Source organism: Cohnella endophytica (genome assembly GCF_003628305.1).
GTDB lineage: Bacteria > Bacillota > Bacilli > Paenibacillales > Paenibacillaceae > Cohnella > Cohnella endophytica.
This window is the reverse complement of sequence record NZ_RBZM01000001.1, coordinates 297,304-316,955: the sequence shown is the minus strand read 5'-3', so window position 1 is coordinate 316,955 and position 19,652 is coordinate 297,304. Positions and strand designations below refer to the sequence as shown.

Sequence of the window (19,652 nt, the reverse complement as noted above, 5' to 3'; positions counted from 1 at the left end):
TCCCTGCTTTAAACTCTTCAACTTCGTCTCTTCTTAGACCACAGCGAGGTAAGATACGGAGCCCCGAACGATTCCAGGCAACTAAGGTAGAAAATCAGGCACGCAAAGCAGAACACAATACCCAGAACTCCGGCAATCGTAGCCCCCATCACCATAAAATACTTCAAAATTCGTTGGACAAGTCCCATTTGATAATCAATCACGATAAAATTCGTAATGGCCGTGGCAGCCACGATAATAACAAGCAGGTTACTAACGATATTAGCTTGGATAATCGCTTGCCCTAGGACAACGCCTCCGACCATGGTTACCGTCGAACTAATCGACTTAGGCAACCGTAAGCCGGCCTCGGTTATGAAATCGATCACGATAAGCATCAAAAGCGTTTCTACGTATACCGGATAGGGGACGCCCTCCCTACTAGCCGCCGCGGCGAGACTGATCTCCAGACGATTAACATCAATGTTTACCGACGTGAGCGCAACATACATAGCCGGAAGAAACAAATTAATGAACATCGCCAGAAACCGAAGCGTAAGCAGAAAGTAGGTAACGTAGGGATTGATGTATTTATCTTCCGGGGAATGCCAAAAATCCGTGTATACGGTAGGCACGATCAAGGCGAACGGGGTCCCGTCTACCATAATGATCGCTTTTCCTGCCAGCAAGTCGGCCGAAACGCGATCGGGTCGCTCAGTGGAGACGGAAACCGGGAACAAATTCATCCAATTTTTGGTGGTGAGCAGTCGTAGAAGTTGTCCGCTGTCTTGAACTCCCGCCGTCTGAACCTTCTTTAGTCTTTCTTTAAGCTTCGACAACAGATCGGGATCTATGGCACCTGAATAAGAAAACACGGCAACTCGGGTAATGCTTTCTGTACCTATAAAGGTTTCCCATAGTTTTAATTTCGATGATCGGATTTGCTGCCTTATCAATGCCGTGTTCACGTCGAGACTTTCGTTAAAAGCATTCATCGGGCCTTGAAGAACATTTTCCGTTATCGGCGACACAATAGATCTTTGACGGCTTTCCGATATGTTCAGCATGAGTCCGGTTGATGACGTTCGCTTGCAGATTACGGCATAACCGTTGCAAATCGCTTGTTCGCAGCTTTTAGAATTACCTTCTACCAAGTCGGTCCCGTAATAACGCTCAAGCTGCGCGGACATATCCCCTTCGATGTTTGTACCGAGCAGATAGTCCAGCTTCTGGGAAGAACATAGCGACTTAATAAAGCACAGATGATATTCGGTAGCATCCGTTTTTCCGATTAATGCGGTCGTGTAGTCGGCCGAATCCGCAAAAGCTTCGCTTAACTGATCAAATAACGACAACGTATCGGGATTTTCGCTCAAACGATAGAAGGAAGCAAGAATATCGGACATGGTCATGATCTCCCCGGATTGCCCTGAATATGGTAATTCGGAATTATTCTGCCCCGTCCGCCGTTTTCTCATGTAAATTTATACTGCAAATGTTTACTTAGCCTCAAGCATGTAAAAACTTTCTCTAAACCCTAAGGATTGAGGACGCGCAACATGAGATGGAAAAAACGGAAAGCTCGGCACTCCCTGCTCTTTATCATTGCTCTCCTGACGCTATCTATCGTTTCGTTAATGCCGATGTTGCCAACCGATCATGCTTCGGCGGCCAAGAAGAAACTCGTGATGGGAACTTCCCCCGATTATCCGCCCTACGAAAGCGTAGATGCGAAAGGCAGCGGCGAAATCGTCGGAATAGACATCGATATCGCCAAATATATCGCGAACCACCTCGGTTACGAACTGCAAATCGCAAGCATGGATTTTAGCGGCCTGATTGCCGCTCTTCAGACGGGACGCGTCGACTTCGTAATGTCCGGCATGTCGGTAACCGAAGAACGCAAGAAAAGCGTAGCGTTCTCCGAAAGTTACTACACGGCAAGAAATACGATCGTTTCTCGCAAGGACAAGGCATACGAAACCGTGGAACAGCTGTCCGGCAAGGTCGTCGGAGCTCAGCTTGGCTCGATTCAGGATACTTTCGCGCAGACGATCCCGGGCGCCAAACAGAAGAAGCTCAACAAAATCGCGGATTTGATTCAGGAAATGAACGCCAAACGCCTGGACGCCGCCATCGTCGAGGATGCCGTCGCGATCGAGATGGTCCAAGCGAACCCCAATCTCGTACTGAGTTTCTTGCCGAGTTCCGAGGAAGATACCGGTTATGCGATTGCTTTTCCTAAGCAGACTAAGCTGGTCGACGCATTTAATCTCGAACTCGCGAATATGAAGGCAAACGGCGAACTGCAAAAAATAATAGACAAATGGTTCGAAGGCAAAAAGACCGCCGTTAATGGATCAACAGGCGGTTTGAATATTGATTTTGGCGTATTGAACGGATATGTGCCTTATATCCTCAAAGGCGTCTACGTGACGCTGCTATTCACGCTCGTCTCTGCTTTGTTGGGCTTATGCTGGGGGACGGTTCTCTCCCTCTTCAAAATATCCGGAGTTCTGCCGTTGCAATGGTTCGCAACCGCCTACACCTCGGTGTTCCGCGGAACGCCCCTGCTCGTCCAATTAACGATTATCTATTATGCGACTCCGCAGCTGTTCAACTTCGACATCCCCGCCTTGCTCGCAGCCGGACTTGCATTCGGATTGAACTCCGCGGCGTACTTGTCCGAGACGATTCGCGGAGGCATTATGGCTGTGGACAAGGGCCAGCGCGAAGCGTCGATCGCTCTCGGCATTCCTTATCGCAAGATGATGGCGCGCATCATTTTCCCGCAAGCACTACGCCATATCTTACCAGCATTAGTGAACGAATTCGTCGCTTTGCTGAAAGAATCCTCGCTCGTATCCGTCATCGGGGTATCCGAATTGATGCGCAGAGCGGATGTTGTAAGGGCAAGCACGTTTCGTGCATTCGAAGCGCTCTTGTTCGTAGCCGCGATCTACTACGTCCTCGTGCTCGTCCTCACCTCCCTTGCTCGCATGTTGGAAAGGAGACTGCGCCGCAGTGATTAAAGTTACGGATTTAACAAAAGCCTACGGCAAAAATCAGGTGCTCAAAGGCATCTCCACGCATGTGGAAAAAGGCGAAGTCGTCGCCTTGATCGGACCTTCCGGCTCAGGAAAGTCTACGTTCCTGCGTTGTCTGAATCTGCTCGAGACTCCGACCTCCGGCACGATATCCATTGAAGGGATAGAATTGACGAATCCGAAAACCGATGCTTCCCGCGTCCGTCAGCGAATCGGAATGGTGTTCCAGCACTTTCACCTGTTCCCGCATATGAGCGTACTGGACAACATTACTTTCGCTCCCATCGAAGTAAAAGGCATGACCACCGACGCGGCTCGAGCCAAAGCGCTTGAGCTGCTTGCCCGGGTCGGGCTGTCCGATAAGGCGGATAGTTATCCTTCCCGTTTATCCGGCGGACAGAAACAACGCGTGGCGATTGCCCGCAGTCTGGCGATGGAGCCGGACATTATGCTCTTCGACGAACCGACTTCGGCGCTCGATCCGGAGATGGTCAAGGAAGTTCTTAACGTGATTCGGGGCCTTGCGGATAGCGGGATGACGATGCTCATCGTCACCCACGAGATGAAATTCGCACGAGAAGCCGCAGATACGATCTATTTCCTCGATCAGGGGATTCTCGTCGAACGGGCGGCGCCGGATCAATTTTTCAACAGGCCGCAAAGCGAACGTGCCGCAAGGTTCCTGGAGCAGGTATTATGACGAACGGATAGTTAGATGTAAAAAATTCCACCAATCGAGGAGTCTGCATGAACAAGATTCGGAAGCTGCTGCAATTCATCATCCCGGCGGCCGTCATTGCATTCGTATACTGGGAGGGCCGCGGGGAATTCCGAAGGATCGATTGGGGGGGAACCTTTCATATCCTTCGCCATATGAAATCCACGACCTTGCTCCTTATGATCGGGCTCTCCCTTCTTTCCGTGGCATCTATCAGCCTATACGATTTTATTCTGCGGCGTCATTTCCGGTTTCCGATTAACGCCGGAGATACCTTTCGTTTTGCATGGATAGCCAACTCGACGAATAGCGTGATCGGATTTGCCGGAATTGCGGGTGCCGCATTGCGGACTTACTTGTACCGGAACCGCGATATCCCGCTTCCCACGATCACGGCTTCGATCGCTTACCTCTCGACGATTACGATAACCGGCCTTTCCTTGCTCGCTTGGTCGGGAATTTTCGGTGTAATTCCCATGGATTCCATCCTTAACGCCCACCCTTGGACTCTGTATGCGGTCTGGGCGATCGCCTTGTATTTGCCCGGTTATTTAGTACTCCAGGGTTCTCCCTTCTATACGAAGTGGTTGAATCGGAATCAAACACGAATGAACGGGGCTACGATCGCCGCTTCCGTTGCCGCTTCATTATTGGAATGGTTATGCGCCGCCATTACTTTCTGGTTCATCGGAACTTGTTTTCTTCCCGATCTTTCTCTTGCGGCAGCGCTAGGCATCTTTACGGTCTCTGCGATTACCGGATTGATTAGCATGGCCCCCGGCGGTATCGGCGGTTTCGACCTAACGGCAATGATCGGGCTTCAATTGCTGGGATACCCCCCGGACAGAACCGCAGCCGTGCTTGTCCTTTACCGGTTGCTCTACTACCTTGTACCTTGGATGATCGGCCTTATTATGGCGATCTTCGAATTTTTAGCCGTCCGAAGATCGGCTACCGAGCGTAATGTCGGCCCCCTCGATCAGGTCTTGAACGGCTGGCAACGAATATGGTACTTGCCTAATCAAATCGAAGTAATCGGGGAAGTCGGAGCATGGTCGCTTGGCAAACTCGTATTTGCCAGCGGAGCTGTGTTGCTTTTCTCGGCGGCTACGCCGGGTTTGCTTTCCAGGCTGCGTTTTGCGGACGAGTTGTTATCCGCTCCGCTCATGAGGTTATCCCATCTCATGAGCGTCATCATCGCATTAATGCTGATCGTGCTTTCATGGGGAATATCTCATCGGCTTAGACGAGCTTACAAGTGGACATTATCTCTGCTATGCGCGGGTGCTCTTTTCACTTTCGCTAAGGCGTTTGATTATGAAGAAGCCATATTCCTTCTGATCGTAGCTCTGCTTCTTTGGATGTCCAAGAACCGTTTCTACAGGGTCTCCGCGCCTTTCAACAGGAACAATGCAGCCATATGGGGGCTTATAACGCTAATACTTGCTTACGCCTACTCTCTCGTTGCTTCGCGCACGCACCCTGCTTTTTTTAAACATCTGCCTCCAAACGCCAGGATTTCATGGCTAATAAATCCGACTCAGCAATTAGTTGCAATTTTAACAGGGCTTGTTATCGCGTGGCTCCTAATTTCTCTCGGTTTGATTCTCAGGTCAAACCGACTGTCTAACAATGGTGCAACCGATGCCGAACGACAACAACTGCGAATGTTTCTGGAGCAGGAGCATGGCAACTTTCTTACCCATATGTTGTTTTCCGGGGACAAAAGCTTTTTCTGGGCTTGCGAAGGTCAAGTTTTGATTCCCTATGCTGTCATAAGAAACAAATTCGTCGTTCTAGGCGACCCGATCGGAAAGCTGGAAAAGCTCGGCGAAGCCATTGGTGAGTGCCAACGTTATGCGGATCTATACGATTTATTAGTTGTGTTCTATCAAGTCACCCCGCAGTACCTTCCCATCTACCACGATAATGGGTACCGCTTTTTCAAATTAGGCGAAGAGGCTTTAGTTCCATTAGCTTCCTATACGCTTAACGGCAAACGAAACGCCGGCATGCGTAACGCGAAAAATCGATTCGATCGAGAGGGCTACGAATTCAAGGTATCTGCGCAGCCTCATGACGATCGCTTAATGGAAACGCTTCGCCATATATCCCGGATGTGGCTGAAGGGCAAAAAGGAAAAAGGATTCTCGCTCGGTTGGTTCGATGAAGATTACTTGCAGACATCTCCGATCGCTCATCTGGTCGATCCTGAGGGCAAAGTAATCGCTTTTGCCTCCTTGGCCCCCGGTTATGATAACGGCGCTACCCTTTCTATCGATCTCATGCGCCATCTCCCGGACACGCCAAACGGAACTATGGACTTTTTATTCACCAGTCTATTAGAATGGGCGCAAGCGCAAGGATACTCAACTTTTAACTTGGGCATGGCTCCCCTATCCAATGTCGGACAAGCACAAGCGGCGATCAGAGAAGAGAAACTTGCAAACATGGTTTTTAGGCATGGAGGGTATTGGTACGGATTCGAAGGGCTTCGAAAGTTCAAAGAAAAGTTTACTCCGGCTTGGGAGCCTCGTTATTTGGCCTACCCGCGACAAGTCTCGTTACCGGTGCTATTGATGGAGCTTATTAGACTAATTGCTCGTCGGCCCCGACAGGGTGACCCGAATCATAAATAGATCGGAGAATGCATAAAAAGAGTCCCCAAAGTCCAAGCTACTTGTTAGCGCACTAGAGCGCTTTAACGACCAGGAGGCGATAAATGATGGCAAAACCGGATAATCGAGCGGATAATGTGGAGCACTTACAGCAAAGTATTCAGAATACAGAGGAAAACATGCACGAAGCAGAAGATTACTTAAACGAATTCTCCTCCGAAATTAGCGATACGGAACGCAATCAAATCGAAGAAAAAAACGAACGTCGCAAAGAAAGTTTAAATAGCTTCCGCGAGGAAGTCCAGGACGAAGCGGCTTATTCGCAAGATTAGGGTAAACTCTTCGGGCTCTAACTATTTAATAAACACAGCTACTTTGAAGTAGCTGTGTTTATTTATCTTTCCGATTAATTAATTGCATTCAGGTTAGAATTCAATGATCTTTGTAGCTATATTTTTGCAAAATTCGCTGTCATGCTCCACGAAAAGAAGAGTTGGCGAGTATTCAAGCAGCAGCTCTTCAATCTGCATGCGGGAAATAACGTCAATAAAATTAAGCGGTTCATCCCAAATATGCAAATGAACTTTCTCGCAAAGACTTTTTGCAATCAACACTTTCTTCTTTTGACCGCCGCTAAAAGTCGAAATATCCTTTTCGAATTGAACCCTGGAGAAATCAAGCTTTCGTAAAATCGCTTTAAATAGACTTTCATCAATCCCGTTGTCGCTTGCGTAATTCGATAAATTGCCTTGAAGATGCGAGGTGTCCTGCGAAACATAAGATATTTTAAGCTGACTTCCCTTTCTGAAAGTGCCCGTATAGTTCATATCTTCACCGCAAATGAGCTTAATAATGCTCGATTTTCCGGAGCCGTTTTTACCGGATAGCGCAATCCGATCTCCCTGCTCGATCGTAAAACTGATATCCGCGCAAGCCTTCTTCTCGCCATAATAAATCGAAACGTTTTCGAGCTCGACAAGTTGATTTTTATGAAAAGCAAGCTGCGAAATTTTTAAGCTTTCGGAGCTTTCAATATTTACGAGGAGCTTTGACCTTTCTTCGATTGCGGAATGCTGTCTTTGTTCGATTCCTTTAGAATGTTTCATCATTTTAGCTGCCTTGTGGCCGACATACCCCTTGTCTACTTTGGAACCGGAATTTCTTGTGCCGTTTTTCGTTTTTTCCACTTCGTCCGACCAATTGCTCGTTCGCCTGGCGGCATCCGACAACCGTTTAATGTCTTTTCTTAGCTTATCGTTCTCCGCCAGCTCGAAGTTGTCTTGTCTCTTTTTGTTTTCCCACCAATCGGAGAAATTACCTTTTTGAATTTCTATGTTGGTCTTATTAATGGAAAGAATGTGATCGACGCAGTTATCCAAAAACGATCTGTCGTGAGACACGAGAATAAATCCGCTTTTCGTATTGAGATAATCACTAACGAGTTTTCTTGCCTTCCGATCAAGATGATTGGTCGGTTCATCGATTAATAGGAAATTGTTTTCTTTCAGAAATAATGCGGCTAACAACACCTTCGTCTGCTCTCCGTTCGACAACGATTCAAAGGGCCGATATAAGACATCCTCGGAAACCTTAAGCAAGGAAAGTTCGCGCATTAATTCCCAATGTTGATAGTCTGGATGGATGTCGTTAATGACATCAAGGGTATTGTATTCCTTATTCTCGACATGAAAAGGGAAATAATCAAAGCCGACTTTAGCGGAGATTTTTCCGCTGTATTCATATTTATCAAGCAACAAGCCCAGAAAGGTTGTCTTACCTCTACCGTTTCTTCCCGTAAATCCTAATTTCCAATCGGTATCGATTTGAAAATTAACGTTTTCGAATATGTTATCGTAGCTGCCCTCATACGCAAACGTCAGGTTCGTAACATTAATTAATGACATAAAATAATCCTCCTGTAGGGAAATAAATAAAAGCTACAAGAAAGTTACTTTCTTGTAGCTCAAATAAATACAGTTAATCCAACCCGCAAGCGAGTTAGATAAGGATATATTGTTTGAGTGAAAAGAAAAAGTAACTTTCTTGCCCATAAAAAATAAAACATGCGAAAAATCGCGATATTGTTTTATTATTATTAGCAAGAAAAATCACATCGTTCTCTTCAACTCCATTCATTAATTAAAACGAATTTTATCATACTCCATTTTTAATTTCAAGAACTACGAGGTTCCGTTAATTCAGTCTTTCTCTATCCTTTGTTTTTCGCAAATGGCATCCACCAATTCCATTTCCCGAATAATTTCATTAAGGAAGGTACCAATAACATACGGACAATCGTCGCATCTAGGAATAAGGCGGTCGCGATGCCAATTCCAAGTTGCTTGACTCCCGCAATGTCGGCAAGAGCAAATGGTGCGGTTACGGCGATCATGATCGCTGCGGCGGAAGTGATGATTTTACCCGAAACCGTCAGTCCTTCCCGGATCGCATGGTCGTTATCCTCCGTATCCCTGTAACACTCTTGAATTCTTGACAGGAGGAATATGCCGTAATCCATACTGATCCCGAAGGTTAAACCAAAGATAAACACGGGAATCATGATCGCAATATCGGTAGGCTCCAATCCAAATCTACCCTCTTGAAATATCCACGTTAAAATACCGAACGATGCTCCTATGCTGACAAGATTCATAGTAATGGCTTTTAACGGTATTAAGATCGAACGGAATGCTACGGACAAGACGATCAAGTTGGATAGGATCACGAACAGAAGAACATATTTCATCCGGGAGAAAATTTCGTCATGTATTTCCTGGTGATATTTCGGCTCTCCTCCTATTAAGACGTTCGATTCGGCAAACTGATTTGTACGGTCGCGAACCCACTGCATCACTTCTTTCGACGTTTCGTTCCCATGCAGCCACACGGTTATGAAGTATAGTCCCCCTTTTACAGATGACTTAATAGTATCCAATTTAATAACTCTAGGATCTTGTCCAATTTCGCGACTTATTAGAGTTACGGTTCGCCGGCTTTGGAGACCCGCTCCGCCCTCTCCATTTTTGTCCTTCACGATTATCGACACCTGCGAAACATAAGGAGGTTGGAGCCGTTCCAATAGAGCCTCTGCAGTCATTCGAGACTCCGTATTTTTAGGCAGAGACTCAGGGCCTGGAACACTGACTTGCATAGTGTGGATAGGAAACAAACACACGGATAGTACAACAATCGCCATCGCTGCCGAGGCCAGAGGTCGTTTCATCACGGTAGAAATGAATGAAAGCCACGGACTTCTTCTCCGAATATTTCTAGGAGGACGATTAGAATAAATGCGTCTGCGAAGCGTATAGAGCAGGGCTGGAACTAAAGTAAGGTTGATCAGCAGCGATACCGCGAGGACGACGAGAGTCCCTAAAGTAACCGAATTGAATATAGGCATACGAATATAAAACGTTGAGATAAGAGCCAGGATAACGCAACCGACAGAAACCACTACAGCTCTCCCTGAGGTTGCCATTGTTCTCAATAGCGCTTCGTTAACGGATAGATGAACTCTTTCTTCCCGAAAACGGCTGACCATCAACAGGGCAAAGTCGATACATACGGCCATCCCAACCATTGGAATCACATTGTACACAAAGACCGACAAAGTCATTCCGCCGTAAACACCGATCCCGTACATGATTCCCATTGCGATGATCACGGTCATGGCGCCGGCAATAATGGGAATGACCGCCGGTAACAGCCCACCCAAAGTAAAGACCAACAATATGAAAGCAACAGGAACGCCGATTCTTTCCGCTTCCTTCAAGTCATGTTTACTTGAGCGGTTCACGTCCTCCTGAATGACCGGTTTTCCAGTCAAGGTGACACTAAAGCTGTGATCACCCGATATCTCTTCACGGATCCGATCTATAGCACGACTCTTGTCATGAGCGGAACCCGGAAGAACGGATAGGAGAGCGTATGCAACCTTCCCCTTCTCCATTCCTTGCCGTTCAAGCGGGGATGATGCAACATTCACTCCTCTAATTCTCTGGATATGCTCCAAAGTTCGCGAAATAAAGGAATGAAAGGCTCGTTTAGACTTACCCGTTTGATTCTCGAAGAGAACAATGACAGGCTCTTCCGGCAGATGAAATTCGCGGGACATTATCTCTTGAACTTGCGCATATTGTCCCTCGGTCACCAGTCCGTGATCGCCTAGCGCATTAGGCAGTTGTACGGCGAGCGAAGCAAAGAAGACCGTCAGAACAATCCAAAAGCCAAGCACTAAAGAAGAATACCGAATCGCAAAGGAAGTCATTTTTCGATATATCATATCAAGAGTCGCTTGGTGGGGATCTCATGTGGGTTTTTGCTGAATATCAATACGGCATTATGGCCGCCGAATGCAAACGTATTGGACATGACCGCGTCTAATTTCTTGCGTCTGGCTATATTAGGTGTGTAATCGAGATCCATCTCCTCATCCTGCTCCTCGTAATTGATGGTCGGGGGTATGATCTCCTTATTCAATGCAAGGACGGACAAAACCGCTTCCACCGCGCCCGAAGCCCCTAAGAGATGTCCTGTCATGGATTTCGTCGAGCTGATACAAACGTCGTATGCATGAGGGCCATACACTTCTTTAATGGCTCTTGTTTCCGTTAAGTCATTAAGCAACGTGCTTGTCCCATGGGCATTAATATATTGGATCCTGTCCGGAGTTAACTCGGCATCATCCAAAGCTAAGAACATTGCCCTCGCCCAATCGCTGCCGTCAAGACGAGGAGCCGCGATATGAAAGCCCTCCCCGCAAGATCCATATCCGAGCAATTCGGCATGTATTTCCGCTCCGCGAGCTTGGGCATGATCCCAAGATTCCAATACGAGCATGCCAGCACCCTCCCCCATTACGAATCCGTCACGTCTCTTATCGAAGGGACGGCTCCCTTGAGATGGATCGGTTTGTAACGACAGAGCTCTCATTGCGGAGAAAGTGGCCAATCCGATAGGGCAAATGGGTGCTTCCGCGCCACCGGAAATCATAACCTCAGCTTCGCCTCTTTGGATGACTCGGAATGCTTCGCCGATCGATTGCGATCCCGATGCGCATGCGGTTACCGTACAGCCCGTAAACCCTCTGGCGCCCAATCGAATCGCGACGCGGCTTGCGGCCATGTTAGGTAGGAACATTGGCAGCGCAAAAGGCGAAACCCGTCCATAGCCTTTCTGAACAACTTCGCGCATTCCCGTCTCGAATGTCGTGATTCCTCCGACTCCGCTTCCGATCCACACCCCTGTGCGATGCGGATCCGCGTTATGACCCATAATTAGCCCACTGTCCCGCACGGCTTCGTCGGCTGCCGCAATGGCAAGCTGGATGAATCGGTCCGTTCTTCTGGCTTCTTTGACATCCATATATTCAAGAGGATCGAAGCCTTTGAGTTCCGCGGCCAGCTTTACCGATAAATCCTTCGTTAGCTCGTCCGAAAGGCAATTAATACCGGAAACGCCTTTAATCGCATTCTGCCAAGTGGACTCCTTGTCCGGTCCGATCGGGGTGACGCAGCCCATCCCCGAAACGACAACCCTTTTTTTCAACTCCATCACCCCTTTCTGAATCATCCTCGCAGCCTTGTCGCCCGAACCAACTTCTCCGCCGTCGCCGGCGCAATCGAACCCAATCGCAGTAACCATGAAGATAACATGGAATTCGACAGCAAGCGTTCAAGCAAGCTTCCCCATCTTAGCGTACTGGAAAACTGTTGCCTGATCAGCCCGGTATAGACTTCTCTCCATTTCGTATACGCGCAATCTCCCAGCAGATAGGAGTTAGCCAACGGAGCGCAAAGTTCCACCGAGCGCAAAGCCATCGCCATACCGTCTCCGCAGAACGGAGGAATAACCGCAACCGCATCGCCAATACAAGGAATCCCGCTCCATCCATTCGGCTTTGGTTGAATCTTTACCGGAAATGTAGCCGATTGACTTCCGGATACCACGATCTCATGCTCTATTCTTCTTTGCAAAGCGGGTATCCGTTCAATAGCTCTCTTCAGAATCGTAGGAATAGCATCAGTTCCTCCGAGCTTCTTGAAAGCGGTATTAGAGAGTAGGGCTGCAACGTTCAAACGTCCTCCTTCAATGGGAGAAATCCCGATATACCCGCCTTGAAAAAAATAAAGATCGACTGCAGGGTCTGAGTCGGATCTGGAGTAATGCGATTTTATTCCCACGAATGCCCTATTGTTAGCTTTCTGCCTAGACGCTTGAAAACCGTGCAAAGGTCGTCTGCCCCAAGCCGCTATAACGGTTCGGGCGTAAAGTTGCGACTTACCGTCTTTGGAGGAAAGTTCAACATGATGTCCATTCGAATTGTTCGTAACATTCGTCGCCGTTCTTCCGATGTACACGCTAACCCCTTTACGTTGCGCCGCTTGTTGTATGCCGGCATCCAATACATGACGGCTTAACCCCATTGCCGGACCGGCTAAGGGAATTGCCAACGAAACGCCGCGTTCCGTGTGAAGACGCACCGTTGTAATGAGAGAGGGCTCATAGGAAGCTACGACCCCATCCAATTCTAGAGCTCTCAACGTTCCTAACGATTCTGGCGATAGAAACTCCCCGCAAGCCTTATGACGAGGAAACATTTCCTTATCGATAAGAGCCACCTGCCAACCCTGCTTGGCCATAGAATAGGCCATACTGCTTCCGGCAACGCCCGCGCCGATCACTATTGCATCAAATTCCGTTTTCATTCGTCTCGGCCTCCCGTTGCTTGGGAACAATAACGGCATAACGGAATAACGGTCTCCAGCTGTACGTCATGCCCGAACTCTCAATCCTTCGGGCGAGAGAACGGAAATCCGAGCCGCGAAAGCCTTTGGCCACGGATAGAGGGCCGTCATGCCGGATATACCTATTGCCGGAGATGCAGCGGGTTACGAACCACACGGCTACCCATGGAATCCAATGCCGGTGAATGTCGTTTATGACTACTCCCATACGCGAGACCTTCAGCATCTGCTCTACAATCGACGGCATATGCTCCTTTGAAAAATGATGGGCGAATTGGGATGCGGTCACGATATCCGCTTGCTCAGATACTAGGTCAAATAAATCTTGTTTGACAAATAAAACTCGAGAGTCGTTTCGGAATAAACGTTCCGCCTCTGCTCGAGCTTCCTCGGTGACGTCAGCCAGAATAACCCTCATCTTTACGCCTTGTTTATCCGCCCATTTCAGTATCCGGCGATTAATGTCGCCAGAGCCGGAACCGACATCAAGAATAGTTAACCTGTCCGGTCTACCGGACCTATTCCATAGACGTTTAACTCCGTATAGTGCCGGACCATTGGCTCTCAGAATCCGGTTTAACCGTCGCAAATGCCGCAACGCTTCCTGAAGCTTGTCTCCGCCCTGCGTAAAATCGTCCATCAATTCTGGCTCTGAAGAGCGATGTCGAAATCCGCGACCTGATGTCATGGTTGGTACGAAATGCGCATCAGTTCGACAGTCATTCCGGGGCCGAATGCTAGTGCGACTCCATCCTTGAACCCTTCATTTGTCCGGAATTGATCTTCTCTCAATTGTGCCAGCACGAACAAAATGGTTGCCGAAGACATATTGCCATATTGACGCAGGATGGAGCGGCTAGCTCCCGTTTGCGAATCCGAGAGATGGAATGCGGATTGCAGAGAATCGATGATTCCTCTGCCCCCGGGGTGGATCGCCCAAAATGCCGGCAAAGAATCGTCTCCCCAGAATGATTTGAAAACTTCAGGAACTTCTTTGGCAATCAGCCCGGGAATTTCCGGGGAAAGATGCAATTGAAATCCGTAATTCCCAACCGTCCATTTCATTTTATCCAAGGTGTTCGGCAACATGACCGAATTAGACTTGCGTATGGCAAACCCTACACTATGCTCTCGATCCGTCATTCCAACAACGCACGCCGATGCGCCGTCACCGAAGAAAGCGGCGGTAAAGAGGTGTTCTTTATCAAAAGAAGGTTGAATATGAAGGGTGCACAATTCCACGGTGACAACCAGCACTCTGGCTTCCGGTTCCCTTCGCACGATCTCTTCCGATTGTCGAAGAGCCGTTAGACCGGCGGCACAACCCATGAATGTCAACGGGACTCGATGTACGTCTCCGCGAAGATCAAGGCGCCAAATAAGCTCCGCATCCAACCCAGGAAGGAATAAACCGGTGCAACTCACCATAATCAGATGGGTAATATCTTGTGGCCGATTCCGGCTGTCGGCAAGCGCCTTCTGGGCTGCTTCCACCGCTAATAAAATAGATTCCTTCTGATAGAGGGTCATGCGTTCTTCCGTCGTGGGGATAGTTAATTCGGGTGTCGAGGGGACATATCGGCATCGATTCGCAGGTTCCAATAGGTTAGGTTCGCATGTATATCGTGTATCCACTCCGCAATGAGTAAAAATGCGCTGCGCCCACCTCGCGACTTCCGGCCGTTCTTTCAATGCTTCCCTCAATCGGCGCAATGCGTCTTCTTGATCTAGACAATAAGCCGGAACGGAAGTACCTATGCCCATAATGCTTATAAGTTCCAACGGATAAAGCCTCCTAACGGCATTTCGAAGATGGGCCAACAAGCGAACGTTTGGACAAGAAGCTGTAATTCCAACATATGAATACCTCTTGTTTCTCATTCCTATATTTTCTATAATCCTTATAGTATTCCGTTCCAATTGCCCATCATTGTGACGAGGTGAATTTCTCGTGTCGCATGCTTACCTAAAGAATTGTATTGACGTGCATGGCCATAAAGTCTGTGGAGTCGAAGTCGATAACCAAACACGTTGCAAACACTATAACTCCGATGTCGATATCATAGCGATTCGCTCTCCTTGCTGTAACACCTATTTTCCTTGTTATCAATGTCATAATGAAGTAACTGACCATCCCTTGACCAGATGGAATAAAAACCGATTCGACGAGAAGGCTATTCTTTGCGGTGCGTGCGGTCAACAATTAACCATTCATGAATATATGACCGGTAATTCTAAGTGCCCTGCCTGCAATGCAAGTTTCAATGAAGGTTGCAAGACCCATTATCACATCTACTTTGAATGATAATGAGATCGCCGGGTATGTTAGAATATTGATAGAACAACTAAGGAGTCGAATACATGTTTCATACTGAACAGTACAAAGGATCACGGGAAGAAAATTACGAATCGGTTATCCGCCAGTTGCAAGCGTTGTTGGAAGGCGAATCCGACGTCATTTCCAACCTGTCCAATACGTCTGCATTGCTTAATCAGTTTTTGGATAACGTCAATTGGGTCGGTTTTTACGTATTACGGGAAGGCGAACTCGTACTCGGCCCCTTCCAAGGCCTGCCCGCATGCGTTCGTATCCCGTTATCCCGAGGCGTCTGCGGTAAAGCGGCCAGCCAAAGGGCGACCATAAAAGTGGACAACGTGCATGAGTTTCCTGGGCATATCGCCTGCGATTCGGCATCGCAATCGGAAATCGTCATACCGATCATCCTAAACGGCGAGTTGTTCGGCGTTCTGGATATCGATAGCCCCGTTCTGAATCGGTTTGACGAGATAGACCAGCTTTACTTGGAGAAATTCGTCGAACAGTTAAGCAAGCATTTATAAGACAAAACAAGCAGTCCAATTAACTTGGGCTGCTTGTTTGTTTATTCGATCAATGATTTCCTGGGGCTCATCCTCTTCTCTATCTATCTGCGGCAATGTTGCTTGAGCGTACATTGAATTTCCCCACAGCCGATTTATTGAATCCTTTAACGATAAGCCATACGGCCAAAATCATTTCATTAGCTGCTATCGGCATCGCCAAAATAGCACCCCAAGCAGAAATTTGTTCAATTACTCCGAACATTACCAGTAGGGCGCAAATAAAAGCAAGAGCTGCCCCTGTCATACCCAAGATAGGTATAAATCTGGGTAAGAGCTTGGATTTATAAAAAATATAACTGTACATCATCGTGTTGATACCCAGCATGAAAAGCGGCCCAAGCAAAAACGTCCAGTCATGTATTGCTTTTAATACGGTACCTGAAGTTTGAAAAGAGGCGATATCCGGGGCTCCGGCTGCTACGAATTCCCGGCTTAATGTCACCAGGGATAGTACGCTGATTACGCCGATCGTAATGATAATAGCTTCAAGAAACCTGAAGCAAACATGCCAAAGCGCTATCGTTTCATCATACTTTCTTAAAATCGGAAACATTGTCGTTGCGGTGCCAACCGCTGTAACGACAAGAATTAACTCCATAATCGCTCCCAGTATCACCTGGTTGGCATGTTCGGAACCTTGAATCAAGTAATCGGAATCCTTTAGGATCGGAGCATATAAAATAAGACCGCCTATTACCGCCGTAACGGCTGCGAGGATAAAAAACACCCCCACGATGATTTCGCTTTTTCTGATTGAGATCATTTGATTTCTCTCCTTTTAATAGATGATTTGAAACTCATTAGACATACGTCTTCTTCATCCACTCCGTAATGCCAAGTCCCTCCGATTCGTGCAATTCCTCGACTTCGGACATTCTGATCAATGATCCGTCTTGAAGCGCGATAAAACGATCCAGTATCGATTCGATTTCCGTGATTTCATGGCTCGTCATGATCAATGTCTGATTGTCCAGATCGACATAAGAAATCATTCCCTTCACGATCGATTGCCGCACCATCGGATCAAGTCCGGATAACGGTTCATCCATAACAATGTAGGGTACTTCTCTGGCTAGAGCGAGCACGATCTTTAATCGACCGCGTTGTCCTAAAGAAAGGTCTTTGATTCTCTTATTCGTCTCGATTTTCATAAACTTGCCGATCTCTTCGGCCTTCGCGATATTAAAGTCGGTATATTGCGATGCCTGAAAAGCCAGTGCTTCTCTAACCGTGTAAAAGGGATAAAACGGCTCCTGCTCCGATAAGTAAGAAACGAACTTGCTGATTTTACGATTCGCGGTTACTCCGTTGACGGTTACCGTTCCTCTCGTCGGTTGCGCAAGTCCCGCGATCAGCTTCAGTAACGTTGACTTTCCGCTTCCATTCTCGCCTACGATGCCTATGATCTTCCCCACGGGTATCGTTAACGAAATATCCTTAACGGCGGCGCTATTCCTGTACGTTTTAGAAACTTGTGTCAGTTGGATCACATTAAGCATCTCCTTTGTTCATTTGGCCGAAGTGTTCTTGCAGACCCGAGATGATTTCATGGGAGCTATAGCCCATTTCCTGCATGACTTTAACAAACGATTGAATCTGTTCGTCTTTCAAATTACCGCGTAATCGAATCAGTCGGTCCTCTTGTTCCGTAACGAATGTCCCTTGACCTCTTCTCGTTTCCAGAATGCCCTCACGCTCCAATTCGCTGTAAGTACGCTGAATGGTATTCGGGTTGACGTTGTAGGATACCGCCATATCGCGGACGGATTGAAGCTTCTCCCCCGCTTGTAACTCTTTGCTGACAATCATTCGATTGATCCGGTCTGCCAATTGCAGATAGATCGGTTTAGAAGCATTAAATTCATCCATGATTAAACCTCGACTTTCCGATCCAGGATCCACGCACTCCAACAAAATAGTCCGATCATTACAACAAAGTGAAACAGATATTCACCCGCGTACGTCGGAATAGGGTCGATCTTGAATGTCGGGAATCTCGCTTCCATGCTTCCCCACTGAATTAATTGCTTATAAAGGTTAGACGAATCGAATAAGGAGGCAATCCAGTAAAGCAGGATAACAGCTGCAAGAAGCGTAGCCGTGGTCCAACGACCCATTTTATATTTAAGCGCGTGGTACAGGGACCATAAGAGGATCACCCAAACCCCCAACATGATCGAAACCAGAATGATGTGAGGGAATATCAGCAATGCCGCTTTACGGGTATCCGCCCAATACGCCTCGATTAAACCGAACCTCGAGCGAATCAGCATTCCCGCCATCGAATAAAGCACAACCAAGGATACCACCGCCATAATAAGTCCGTTCAAGACTTTGCTTAATAGTAAAGCGGCGGCCGACCGTGGATTATGCATCCAAAGGTGCAACCGCTCCGCCTCTTTTCTCAAGCTGATAAACAATAGGATCGGCAAATAGATAACATGAAGCACGACAGCGACTATCAAGGGAATGAACAAGAATAAGTTATTCCCCGTGTTCCGATCCACGAGCATCGTTAACAAGAAAATCAAGAAGTCGAAGACGAGCCCAACGATAAAAGCAGTTCTCGTTAACCGAAAATCCTTCTTGAATAATGCGGTCCAAGCGGTCATATTAATTCCCCTTTTGCTTTGAAATCAATCAGTGAGTTATTGTATTAGTGCAATAGTACACTATAACCATATTTTGGTCAATAGGCATAAAAAAACAGCCCGGAATAAGATCCAGGCCGTCTCTTGAACTCGTTTATTTAGGTATTGCGACTTGCGGCACGATGATCGTGGTCATGGCATTGCGTTTTTGTTCGTCATTGATATGGGTATAAATCATCGTCGTTTCAATGGAGGCATGACCTAGCAGCTCTTTAACGACTCGGATGTCCACGTTATTGTTCAGAAGCATCGTTGCGAAGGAATGCCTTAGTTTATGACAGGATAACTTCATATCCATCAAATGAGGGTTGTTCTTTTTAAGCTCGTCAAAAATCTGAGTTGCGATTTTTTGTATTTGTCGAATGGAAAGCCTTCTCCCCTTCTGGGAAACGAAAAATGCCTCTTCCCTTTGGCTGTTTGGCTTGATTCTTTCCTTTTCAACTTTGGAGAGGCATTGTACCAAGAGTTCAGGAAGCGGAATCTCATTCCATTTCCTCCCTTTCCCTAACACTTCTAATGTCCCTTTCGCCTTCTTGAAATGAGGTAGGTTTATTCGGTGCACTTCGCCTACACGCAGTCCGCAATAACCCATTAAGAGAAATAAAGATAAGTTTCGATCGCGATAACGACCTTCGATATAGCTAAGCGCTTTTTCCAGATCATTTTCTTCCAGGTAGACCGGAATTTTGTTTTTCTCCGTTTTCGACTTTTTCACTTCTAATGCAGGGTTCCTCGTTGCCAGTTCAAAATCGATTAAAGCCGCGTAAAACGACCTGATCGCGGAGAGCGTTCGATTCCTCGTTTTGTCTCCCGCCGTTCCCTGCTTTGACACTAGGAATCCTACAACTTGCAATTTACCCGCCTCTTGTACCGGTCTTTCATTCAAGGTGTGCAGATAATCAAGAACTTCCCTCAAATACTCTTTTTTCGTTGCGTTCGTATATCCGGATTGTTTCATCCATATCGTAAAGGCTTCCAACGGGGTTGCATAAATTTCTTCCAAGTCGTAA

The 19,652-nt window shown here is 47.3% G+C and carries 18 protein-coding genes; 6 read left to right on the top strand and 12 right to left on the bottom strand.

Features of this window, described 5'->3' with window-relative positions:
* Positions 1-17: 17 nt before the first annotated feature.
* On the bottom strand, positions 18-1,385 hold the full coding sequence (locus D7Z26_RS01545) for a spore germination protein (protein WP_158602146.1): 1,368 nt from the start codon (positions 1,383-1,385) through the stop codon (positions 18-20).
* 153 nt (positions 1,386-1,538) lie between these two features.
* On the opposite strand from D7Z26_RS01545, the gene D7Z26_RS01540 reads away from it, so the two are divergent.
* The 4 genes from D7Z26_RS01540 (at position 1,539) to tlp (ending at position 6,694) form a co-directional block, all read left to right on the top strand.
* The gene (locus tag D7Z26_RS01540; protein ID WP_120974092.1) at positions 1,539-3,011 is read left to right on the top strand and encodes an ABC transporter permease subunit; all 1,473 of its coding nucleotides are present in this window, start codon (positions 1,539-1,541) and stop codon (positions 3,009-3,011) included.
* Complete coding sequence (locus D7Z26_RS01535; RefSeq protein WP_120974090.1) at positions 3,004-3,726, top strand: amino acid ABC transporter ATP-binding protein; 723 nt, start codon at positions 3,004-3,006, stop codon at positions 3,724-3,726. The genes D7Z26_RS01540 and D7Z26_RS01535 overlap by 8 nt, the downstream gene beginning before the upstream one ends.
* A gap of 47 nt (positions 3,727-3,773) precedes the next feature.
* A complete protein-coding gene (gene mprF, locus D7Z26_RS01530) occupies positions 3,774-6,383 on the top strand; it encodes a bifunctional lysylphosphatidylglycerol flippase/synthetase MprF (RefSeq protein WP_120974088.1) in 2,610 nt (869 codons plus the stop codon).
* An 86-nt stretch (positions 6,384-6,469) separates the two neighbouring features.
* A complete protein-coding gene (tlp, locus tag D7Z26_RS01525; protein ID WP_120974086.1) occupies positions 6,470-6,694 on the top strand; it encodes a small acid-soluble spore protein Tlp in 225 nt (74 codons plus the stop codon).
* Between the two features lie 93 nt (positions 6,695-6,787).
* Here the strand turns inward: tlp and D7Z26_RS01520 are convergent, their stop codons facing one another.
* From D7Z26_RS01520 to D7Z26_RS01495, 6 genes are all read right to left on the bottom strand, one after another.
* Positions 6,788-8,266: an Lsa family ABC-F type ribosomal protection protein gene (locus D7Z26_RS01520; RefSeq protein WP_120974084.1), complete on the bottom strand. Its 1,479-nt coding sequence runs from the start codon at positions 8,264-8,266 to the stop codon at positions 6,788-6,790.
* 305 nt (positions 8,267-8,571) lie between these two features.
* Positions 8,572-10,644 (bottom strand): MMPL family transporter, encoded by a 2,073-nt coding sequence (locus D7Z26_RS01515; RefSeq protein ID WP_120974082.1) that lies wholly within the window; start codon positions 10,642-10,644, stop codon positions 8,572-8,574.
* A complete protein-coding gene (fabF, locus tag D7Z26_RS01510) occupies positions 10,641-11,909 on the bottom strand; it encodes a beta-ketoacyl-ACP synthase II (protein WP_407643468.1) in 1,269 nt (422 codons plus the stop codon). The genes D7Z26_RS01515 and fabF overlap by 4 nt, the downstream gene beginning before the upstream one ends.
* 20 nt (positions 11,910-11,929) lie before the next feature.
* Positions 11,930-13,069 (bottom strand): NAD(P)/FAD-dependent oxidoreductase, encoded by a 1,140-nt coding sequence (locus tag D7Z26_RS01505; protein WP_158602145.1) that lies wholly within the window; start codon positions 13,067-13,069, stop codon positions 11,930-11,932.
* Positions 13,053-13,748: a methyltransferase domain-containing protein gene (locus D7Z26_RS01500; RefSeq protein ID WP_233566549.1), complete on the bottom strand. Its 696-nt coding sequence runs from the start codon at positions 13,746-13,748 to the stop codon at positions 13,053-13,055. The genes D7Z26_RS01505 and D7Z26_RS01500 overlap by 17 nt, the downstream gene beginning before the upstream one ends.
* A 44-nt stretch (positions 13,749-13,792) precedes the next feature.
* Positions 13,793-14,890, bottom strand: a complete 1,098-nt coding sequence (locus D7Z26_RS01495; RefSeq protein ID WP_233566548.1) for a type III polyketide synthase — start codon at positions 14,888-14,890, stop codon at positions 13,793-13,795.
* A gap of 169 nt (positions 14,891-15,059) precedes the next feature.
* Here D7Z26_RS01495 and D7Z26_RS01490 point away from each other — a divergent pair, with 169 nt between their 5' ends.
* Both D7Z26_RS01490 and D7Z26_RS01485 read left to right on the top strand, forming a co-directional pair.
* Complete coding sequence (locus D7Z26_RS01490; protein WP_325050419.1) at positions 15,060-15,413, top strand: CHY zinc finger protein; 354 nt, start codon at positions 15,060-15,062, stop codon at positions 15,411-15,413.
* Between the two features lie 56 nt (positions 15,414-15,469).
* Positions 15,470-15,949 (top strand): GAF domain-containing protein, encoded by a 480-nt coding sequence (locus tag D7Z26_RS01485; protein ID WP_120974074.1) that lies wholly within the window; start codon positions 15,470-15,472, stop codon positions 15,947-15,949.
* Positions 15,950-16,028: 79 nt separating this feature from the next.
* On the opposite strand, the gene D7Z26_RS01480 is transcribed toward D7Z26_RS01485, so the two are convergent.
* The 5 genes from D7Z26_RS01480 to D7Z26_RS01460 form a co-directional block, all read right to left on the bottom strand.
* Positions 16,029-16,754: a DUF4386 domain-containing protein gene (locus D7Z26_RS01480; protein WP_120974072.1), complete on the bottom strand. Its 726-nt coding sequence runs from the start codon at positions 16,752-16,754 to the stop codon at positions 16,029-16,031.
* A 37-nt stretch (positions 16,755-16,791) separates the two neighbouring features.
* Positions 16,792-17,490, bottom strand: coding sequence for an ABC transporter ATP-binding protein (locus tag D7Z26_RS01475; protein ID WP_120974071.1), 699 nt, complete (start codon positions 17,488-17,490; stop codon positions 16,792-16,794).
* A complete protein-coding gene (locus D7Z26_RS01470; RefSeq protein ID WP_120974345.1) occupies positions 17,483-17,863 on the bottom strand; it encodes a GntR family transcriptional regulator in 381 nt (126 codons plus the stop codon). The genes D7Z26_RS01475 and D7Z26_RS01470 overlap by 8 nt, the downstream gene beginning before the upstream one ends.
* Complete coding sequence (locus D7Z26_RS01465; RefSeq protein WP_120974069.1) at positions 17,863-18,603, bottom strand: hypothetical protein; 741 nt, start codon at positions 18,601-18,603, stop codon at positions 17,863-17,865. Before D7Z26_RS01465 ends, D7Z26_RS01470 begins: the two co-directional genes overlap by 1 nt.
* 133 nt (positions 18,604-18,736) lie before the next feature.
* Positions 18,737-19,645, bottom strand: coding sequence for a tyrosine-type recombinase/integrase (locus D7Z26_RS01460; protein ID WP_325050418.1), 909 nt, complete (start codon positions 19,643-19,645; stop codon positions 18,737-18,739).
* Positions 19,646-19,652 lie beyond the last annotated feature (7 nt).